General features: G+C 57.2%; 5 protein-coding genes and 2 pseudogenes. 3 read left to right on the top strand and 4 right to left on the bottom strand.

All coding sequences use genetic code 11. The annotated features are described in order from the left end of the window. Positions 1-227: transposase (locus H288_RS0131275; protein WP_020096492.1), on the top strand; the 227-nt coding region annotated here is incomplete at its 5' end. A 575-nt stretch (positions 228-802) separates the two neighbouring features. Next, on the top strand, positions 803-5,002 hold the full coding sequence (locus H288_RS35440) for a hypothetical protein (protein ID WP_158684279.1): 4,200 nt from the start codon (positions 803-805) through the stop codon (positions 5,000-5,002). A gap of 215 nt (positions 5,003-5,217) precedes the next feature. Here the strand turns inward: H288_RS35440 and H288_RS36190 are convergent. Further along, positions 5,218-5,496: pseudogene (locus H288_RS36190) on the bottom strand (IS3 family transposase); the annotation flags it as partial. 76 nt (positions 5,497-5,572) lie between these two features. On the opposite strand from H288_RS36190, the pseudogene H288_RS34615 reads away from it, so the two are divergent. Then, positions 5,573-6,039, top strand: a pseudogene (locus tag H288_RS34615) (IS66 family transposase); the annotation flags it as partial. 8 nt (positions 6,040-6,047) lie between these two features. Here the strand turns inward: H288_RS34615 and H288_RS0131260 are convergent. From H288_RS0131260 to H288_RS0131250, 3 genes are all read right to left on the bottom strand, one after another. Further along, the gene (locus H288_RS0131260) at positions 6,048-7,571 is read right to left on the bottom strand and encodes an IS66 family transposase (protein ID WP_020096489.1); all 1,524 of its coding nucleotides are present in this window, start codon (positions 7,569-7,571) and stop codon (positions 6,048-6,050) included. 68 nt (positions 7,572-7,639) lie between these two features. Continuing rightward, positions 7,640-7,996: an IS66 family insertion sequence element accessory protein TnpB gene (gene tnpB / locus H288_RS0131255; RefSeq protein WP_020096488.1), complete on the bottom strand. Its 357-nt coding sequence runs from the start codon at positions 7,994-7,996 to the stop codon at positions 7,640-7,642. Further along, the gene (locus H288_RS0131250; protein ID WP_020096487.1) at positions 7,993-8,421 is read right to left on the bottom strand and encodes a transposase; all 429 of its coding nucleotides are present in this window, start codon (positions 8,419-8,421) and stop codon (positions 7,993-7,995) included. The genes tnpB and H288_RS0131250 overlap by 4 nt, the downstream gene beginning before the upstream one ends. Positions 8,422-8,505: the final 84 nt, after the last annotated feature.

Raw genomic sequence — 8,505 nt, 5'->3', positions numbered from 1 at the left:
TGACCAAGATGCCGTTGATGAGCGCGATGGCCGCCCGCCTGAAGCGGGCTGGGCGCCGCAGTCGGTACCGTCTTAGAAAGCAGGTCGTCGAGCCGGTGTTCGGACAGATCAAGCAGGCCCGAGGCTTCCGACAGTTCCTGATGAGAGGGCTCGATCAGGTCCGGGGCGAGTGGGCGATGATCTGCACCGCCCACAACCTGCTGAAGCTGGCACAGTCAGGCCGCTGAAGCCGCTGGTCCGCCCTCATTGGCTCCCGTCTTGCCCCCTCTACCAGGCTTCAAACCCCGTTACTCGGACAGGCTCCTAGGTAGGGCAGTAGCGGCGTGAGCAAAGCGTACTCGACATGGCTTCGGCAGGTTGATACGGCAGGGCTTGACGCACAAGCTTAGAATGGCCGGCGGGTGTCCACATTAGGTCGCGCGGGTGGAGCATCAGACATTCCTTCAACGACCGCGACGCGTACCGCTCACCTTGAGCCTAAGCTTGCAGCCCGCTTCTAAAGCGGGGGGCTCGGTGCGAAACCAGCTTAAGGTCAAGGTCAGAGTTCAATTTGCGGAAGCGTCGGTCGCGCAGCGGCGACACCCTTTATTGAGGACCCCGAGCACACCTCTTTTTGATGCGTTAGATCTGAAATTATCTATTATATACTCCGAGGACATAAGCAGACTAAAGGAAAAGTTATTGGGTCGCAGTATAGAAAGGTCGATATGAGTATCGAATTCGCTCTTTCCAAATTTTATGGCTTGGACTATTGTGCGCGCGACGCGAGCGGACGCTCAGCCATCAGAAACAAGGCTCTCTAATGTTCATAGACAAGTTTCAATATTTTGACTCGGTCTTAAGCAAAAATAGCATTTTTGATTTTCATTTTTATCAAAAACAAGTAAAAAACGTCAAATTTGCCTCGCTTGAAGATGCCAAAAGCCATTATGATGCCGTTGGATATCTCGAGGGCCTGTCACCATCGCCAGTCTTCGATACTCAATTTTATCGGAACAACAATGACGATGTCCGAAGTTATAATATAAACCCCCTGGATCACTTCATAAAATACGGCCAATATGAAGGGCGTCGTCCAACAAAAAATGCAAACCCAGAACTATCACTCAATTCGCGGGGCAGAGAGGTTCGTAGTCGCCATCGTGCCCACATTGATCGAACCCAATATCTCGCCGAAGCTGGGTTTGCCGGTTATTCTTCAATTGATATCGACCCCTTGATGCATTATTTCGCTTTTGGCCATAGCAGTCAGGTAACGCTAAGCCCCGAGTTTGATCGACAATTTTATATTGAGACGAATGCTGATATCAGAGAATACAACATCGACCCAGTCATTCACTATCTTGAGTATGGATATTTAGAGGGCCGGCTTTCCAAGCCGAACGACCACTGGCTTCGTCCTTCGCTATCGCTCACAGCGCGGGCAAAATTAATAAGGAAATTTGTTGATGTAGATTATTATTATGAGCAGCTTCCCTGGATGGCGAATACAACGATCGACGTCGCGCTGCACTACCTGATATTTGGAGATGTAAATTCAATAGCGCCTAATCGGTGGCTGAATGTGAAAGATCTCGAGCAGCGCTTTCCTATGAAAGGTCTTATTACTTGGCTTGAAATCCACCTTATAGCCGAAAATACAATCAGTCAATACGGCTTCCATAATCACCATGCGCCGAAACTTGGTGACTTCTACTCGGTCAACACTGAGATAATTCTTCCTGATAGGGATTGGCGGCAGATAAAGTCTAGAAACGGCTTCGATATCAACAATGTGACGGGTTACAAAGGCCAGCTTCCAATCAAGATAAAGGAAGACGCTAAAGGGATAAATTATGGAAGCGATTTCATTAATGAAATCGACGACCATTTCATTGAGTATATCCTTAAATCTGCTGGTGGCGGGACGCTGTCATGCGATATATGGGACACAGTTCTCCGCCGCAAATGTCATCCCGACGAAACCAAACTGCGATCGGCGCGCGCACTTTGGCTTCTCGCGCGCAGCTCCAATCCAGATTTTGATGCGCTGCATCCTGTTGATCTCATGCAGGCACGGCGGACGGCCGAGGCCGAGAGTGCCGACGAAGTCTTCGAATTTCGCTTCGAGGACATGCTATCGATGTGGCTTCGATACTTCAATCTTGATAAAAAATATTTCCACAGAAGAATGGAAGATGTCGAGAAACGAGTTGAAATGTCATCGACGTTCCCTGATGTCAACTTTGCTGCAATCTTATCTCGCTTTGCTGGGCGGAAAATTGCAGTTTCAGACTTTTATCTCGGGCAAGTAGCACTGAAAAAAATTCTTGAAAATAACAATATCAACCATTTTGACGAAATTTACGTCTCCTGTGATTTCGGAGCGACGAAGCGGCAAGGTGATCTATATAATATCGTTAAATCTCGAGAAGGTCACCTCGAAAAACCAATCATGCATGTCGGCGATCGTGAAATCGCAGACGTTATAAAGGCGCGGGAACAAGGGCTACGTGCCGATTTGTACAACCATGCTCATCACGAAGAACGCAACCACTGGCTTGGCGCCGCATTTTATAGTCATCTTGAAGGAGATTTTTCAAATCACGCTCTGCGGTTGGCGGATATTGCCGGATTTGACTGTCATAGCTCGACCACTAAGGTTGGGTCGCTTGCACTCGCCCTCTGCGGCTTCACCATGATGATCATTGAGGATTCCTTCAAATATCAAGTCGAGAAGGTCTTCTTCTTTTCGAGAGAGGGCGCATTTTTCAAAAAAATCTATGAAATCGCCACATCTTGCGATGTGTACGACGTCGGATCGTACCCTGAAGCAAGCATGCTCTATGTGAGTCGTAGGGCGACGTTTGCACCCTCCCTGACAAGCTTTAGCGCCGATCAACTGATGAGGCTGTGGTCCCAATATTCGACCCAATCCATGGCGGCGCTTGCGGTTTCGCTCAATATCGATCCATCTGACTGGGCTGCTGCGGCCGAGCGGCATCATATCGATCTGTATGAGCCAATCAAATATCCCTGGTCTCACACAGGTGTCCTGAACTTTCTGAACGATGGCCAAATCAAGACAATCGGGCGCAGTGCAATATGGCAACAGCGGATAGATTGTCTCGAGTATCTCGAAGCTGCTGGATTTGAGCCTAACCGCAACATCAACCGTCTTGTCGTTGATATTGGCTGGAGGGGGACCATCCAAGATAACATATCTTACATCTGTAGTGGTTCTATACATGGCTGCTATATTGGTATGGAGCAGCCCCTCAATAAACAACCATATGGAGTCACCAAGAGCGGATACTTAATGGACAGGCCAAACGGCATAAACTTTGATTTTAGCGAATATGCTGCCATTGAATTTATTACGAATTCTGAAGGAGGATCTGTTGTCGGTTACGAAAATGGTCGACCGATAAGGCAGGCCTTGGAGGGCGAGGAAAATTGCATTACTCAGCATGTTCAGCCTTTGCAAGATGAGCTTCTCGGTATCTGCCAGCGCGTCTTATCCTATATGGGCCAGCACGGGCTCACGGCCACCGATCTGCGGCCGCTGGCTCAAATGGCTGCTCAACGCTACATGCAATCGCCCGAACGGCGCGTCGCTGATGCTTTCGATGCTCTAACACACAACGAAACATTCGGCACGGGCACAAGCGATGAGATGTCAAAAGCTGACGATTTGGTAGCTTTGAAGAAACTCGCTGGCTACAAGTTGCATTACAAGAGCAACTTAAAATTTTCGGAGAAGCGATGGATCAATTCTTTCATAAATTCATCGAGGTTTTCAAAATTGTATGAAACGCTTAGCGTCGAGCAAAGACTTTCGCTTGCGCGGCCGTCTGGGATTGCACCTGCGCCCGCGATCATTCGCCATCGAGGCCGAAGTGTGGGGATCTTCGCTCCGCATCCGATCAGGGGGTCCGGTGGACACCGCACGATATATAATTTTGCAAAAGCATTGGCTCGCGCGGGTCACAAGGTCAATCTCTTCACGGAAGGTCGGGGTGAACATTTCGATTATCTCGAGCAGGAAATAGAAGGCTATGACATTGGCATTTTCGATCATTGGTCTTCCGGCATCATTCCGGAGGCTGCCGTGGCCACGATCATGCATAGCACAAGTTACATCGAACGTTTCTTTACGGGCGAGACGAAAAAATTCTACTTAGTGCAGGATTTCGAAGCGGAATTTAATTCGATGTCAGACGCTTATATTGCGGGAGAAAATTCATATACGTTGGGGCATACTCATCTCTGTGTCGGCAATTGGCTACCCCACCTCATTAAGCAGCGCTTCGGAGGAGGCGCAATAGGAGCAGGTCTCGGGGTCGACAATACTATCTACAAGCCAATCGCGAATTTAGAGCGGCGCAACAGAATCGCGGTGCTCTACCAACCCGATAAGCCGCGGCGCATGTCGGCTACGGTGCTCGATGCGCTCCGACTTCTGAAGCACCGGCATCCCGATGTCGAGTTCGTTACCTACGGATCTGATCATCGCCCCAATCTGCCGTTCGACTTCGAACACCTCGGGCAGGTAAACGATCTTTCGGCGCTCAATGCTCTTTATAACAGCGCTAAGATCGGCATCTGCATCAGCTTGACGAATCCGTCGCGGATTCCGTTCGAAATGATGGCGGCCGGGTGCGTGCCGATCGACGTCTACCGCTACAATAACCTATTTGATTACGTCGATGGAGCAGGTATTCTCGCCTACCAGTCCGCGCAGTCGATCGCTGCAGCGAGCGAGCATCTGCTTCAAAATCAGAGTGAGTTGGAGAGACACCGGGACAGATGTCTAGAAATCGGTTGCATGCGCACGCTTTCGTGGGAAACGGATATCCACGTGAATGCGCTCGAGGCTGTGCTGCGTGGCCAAAGTTTGATTAATCTTCCGCTTTCGGCCCCAACCTATAAAGGTGAAGCCTTCATGTCTAAGGCTGATGACACAACGGCGGTGCGGCAATTCGTTGGTTGGCAGAAGGCACTTGCGACGAAGAACGGGTAATATCTACAGCACCTTGTAAATATTCGTAGCTGTGGTTGCGAGACTCAAACGTGGATGATGTCCAGGTGACCCGATGGTGCGGACCGCTCCTTACCATCGGTTTCTATGCAGCGTACGCGGAGGCCCGTCTCGTCGAGGAAGCAGCGGAACTCGCTGGTGCGGTGACACAGGTAGTGACCTGGTCGATATTTTGGACCGCGCCAGTCGCGAGACCACTGCATGATAGCAGCCATGGGTAGCGGGAAGGCGAGATGCGGGAAGCTGACAGGCGCGGGTGGCCGATAGCTTGATGACGCGTGCAATCGCACGCGATTGTGGGTGCTCCGCCGGAGGGCGATGACGGCCAAGGCTTCTTCGAGCGAGTAGAGGATTTCCTGGCGCGTGCATTCGTCGCGAGGGATGCCGTGCTGGCACATGGCTTCTGCAAGCGCCTCGATCAGGCTGAGGCCGTAGACGCACTTGGCCGCCTTCTGCGCGACGCAGGGCCGACTGTGCGTAAGCGATGTTCCGGCCCCATCTTCTGTGGAGCAACCTGTCCGGCCAGTTTGACGATCCGCACGAGAGGATCATAAGGCGGCCTTCCTGCTGCGCCCGGTCCACGCGCGGCTGTTCGAGAAGCTGAAGGCGTCGGACCGGCTGTTTGCTGACGAGACCACGGCACCGGTGCTCGATCCGGGCCGCGGGCAGACCAAAACCGGCCAGCTGTTCGCCTACGCCCGCGACGACCGGCCCTGGGGGGCGGCCTCGATCCGCCCGGCGTGGCCTACCTCTACGCGCCCGACCGCAAGGCCGAACACCCGATCCGTCACCTCGCCGGCTTCGAGGGCACGCTGCAGGTCGATGGCTACGCGGGCTACAAGGTCCTGGCTGCGCGCAAGGCTGTGAGCTTGGCCTTTTGCTGGGCGCACGTGCGCCGCCGGTTCTACGAACTGGCTAAGGCTGGCCCGGCACCGATCGCGACCGAGGTGCTCGCCCGCATCGCCGAACTCTATCGGATCGAGGGCGAGATCCGCGGGCACTCCCCCGACGAGCGTAAGCGCTGTCCTCAGGCCACGGCTTTGAGGGCTGGCGTTGGCTGGTAAGCCCATGGCAGCAGATCATCGAGGTGCCGTTGCGGATGGCCCTCGACGATGCGGGTGATGACGTCGGCAAGGTAAGCCTGCGGCTCGACGCCGACGAGCTTGCAGGTCTCGACCAGCGAGGCGATCACCGCCCAGTGCTCGCCTCCGCCGTCCGAACCAGCAAACAGGGCATTCTTCCGGTTCAAAGCCAGCGGCCGGATCGCGCGCTCGACGGTGTTGGAGTCGATCTCCACACGCCCGTCGGCGAGGAACAGGCTCAGCCCCGCCCAGCGGCTCAGGGCGTAGCGGATCGCCTCCGCGAGGTTGCTCTTGCGGCTCAGGAGATCGAGCTTCTCCCGCAGCCACGGCTCCAGCGCTTCGACCACGGGCTGGCTTCGCTCCTGACGGGCCGCCCGTCGCTCCTCGGCCGGACGCCCGCGGATCTCGGCCTCGATCCGGTAGAGCACGGCGATGCGCGACAGCGCCTCTGTGGCGATCGGCGAGGCCGCGGCGAGATCATAGAATTGCCGACGCACATGGCTCCAGCAGTGGGCCAGCCACACTGCGCCGCCCTTGGCCAAGCTCTCGTAGGCCGCGTAGCCGTCGACCTGGAGCACGCCTGCAAACCCGCAGAGATGCGCGATCGGTCGTGCGGCCGTGCGGTCGGGCGCGTACACGTAGGCGACGCCGGGCGGATCCGTCCCACCCCAGGGCCGGTCGTCGCGCGCATACGCCCAGAGCTGGCCGGTCTTGGTGCGGCCGCGGCCCGGGTCGAGCACCGGTGCCGTGGTCTCGTCGGCAAACAGCTTGCCCGAGCGTTTGAGCGTCTCCAGGAGCCGCGCGTGCACGGGCCGGAGGAGGAAGGCGGCGCGTCCGACCCAGTCGGCCAGCGTCGAGCGGTCGAGGCTGACGCCCTGGCGGGCGAAGATCTGCGCCTGTCGATACAGCGGCAGGTGGTCGGCGTATTTGGAGACGAGCACCTGCGCGACCAGAGCGTCGGTCGGTAGGCCGCCCTCGATCAGCCGCGCCGGCGCGGGTGCCTGCACGATTGCGTCCCCGCAGGCGCGGCAAGCGTAGCGCGGGCGCCGGATCACCAGCACGCGTACTTTAGCCGGCACCACGTCGAGGCGCTCGGATACGTCCTCGCCGATCCGATGCAGGGCACCCGAGCAGCATGGACAGGCGGTGCTGTCGATATCGACGAGGCACTCGACCCGCGGCAGGTGGGCGGGCAGCGCCCCACGGTTCGTGCGCCGCTTGACCCTCCGCGCCTCCTTCTTGGCGGGCTCGCTCTCCTCGGCGGCAAAGCCCGCGGCCTCGACCTGCTCGGCTTCCTCCAGCCCGAGCAGGAGTTGATCCTCGGGCAGGCTCTCGGCGCGGCGGCCAAACCGGTGGCGCTGCATCGCCAGGATGATCTGGCGCAGCCGCTCGTTCTCGGCGCGCTCCTCGGCGAGCAGCGCCTTGAGCGTCTCGGGATCGTCGAACGAGGGCGAAGCAGGCGCGGCCACGAAGCAGATTAGATCAGATCTGTCAGCGACTTACCATCGCGATGAAGCCCGCTAGCCAGCCTTTTTGCTCAGCCGGCAACCGCCGGCACGCCCACGGCACGCGCCGTATGGACGCGCTTCCAGTCCAAGCCTTCGACGAGCGCCGCGAGCTGCGCCGCGCTCAGCCGGACCACGCCGTCCTCGATCTTCGGCCAACAGAACTGACCCGCCTCCAAACGCTTGACCGCGAGGACCAGCCCGCTTCCATCCCAGACCAGGAGCTTCACCCGGTCGGCGCGCTTCGAGCGGAACACGTAGACCGTGCCCGAGAACGGATCTCCACCCATCGCGTCCCGGACCAGAGCGGCCAGTCCGTCCATGCCCTTGCGGAAGTCCACGGGCCGCGTGGCCAGCATCACGCGCGCCGCGCCGGACGGCCCGATCATGGACAAGCCTTCAGCGCCCGGATCACCGCGGTGATCTGAGCCTGGCTCGCGTCCGCACCGATGCGCACCACGGCGCCGGCCATCTCCACCTCGATCCCGGTAACAGGGCTGCCCAGAGGACGGATGCCGGCCCGGGGCGACGATGCGGATGACGCAGAGGCAGGCTCATCGAGGAGAACCGGTACGAAGGCCGCTGCCATTCCACCGACTGTCGGCGCCTTCCGCGCCTCGCGCAGCCAGGTAAACAGGTGCTGCGGGCTCATCCCGTTCCGGCGCGCGACAACCGACACGACGGCACCCGGTGCCATGGCCTCAGCGAGGATCCGTCTGCGCTCGGACTGCGACCAGCGTCGCCGGCCGCTCGCGGTGGTGATGACCTCAAGCCGCCGAACGGTCCGCGGCGGCTCGACCATATGCTCGGCCATAGACACAAAACGATCCCATCCAGGGGCCGTCAGCATCATCCTCTACGCCGGCCAGCGAAAGGTGGGCTCTAAACATCGCATACC

Origin of the sequence: Methylobacterium sp. 285MFTsu5.1, assembly GCF_000383455.1 — a bacterium.
GTDB lineage: Bacteria > Pseudomonadota > Alphaproteobacteria > Rhizobiales > Beijerinckiaceae > Methylobacterium.
Note: the sequence above shows the minus strand (reverse complement) of the source record. Positions and strands in the feature narration are given on the sequence as shown.

Bases quoted from the DNA above. Each gene is read 5' to 3' on its own strand.
- H288_RS35440 (WP_158684279.1), top strand. From the start codon at position 803: ATGTTCATAGACAAGTTTCAATATTTTGACTCGGTCTTAAGCAAAAAT.
- tnpB (WP_020096488.1), bottom strand. From the start codon at position 7,996: ATGATCGGGCCGTCCGGCGCGGCGCGCGTGATGCTGGCCACGCGGCCC.
- H288_RS0131250 (WP_020096487.1), bottom strand. From the start codon at position 8,421: ATGGCCGAGCATATGGTCGAGCCGCCGCGGACCGTTCGGCGGCTTGAG.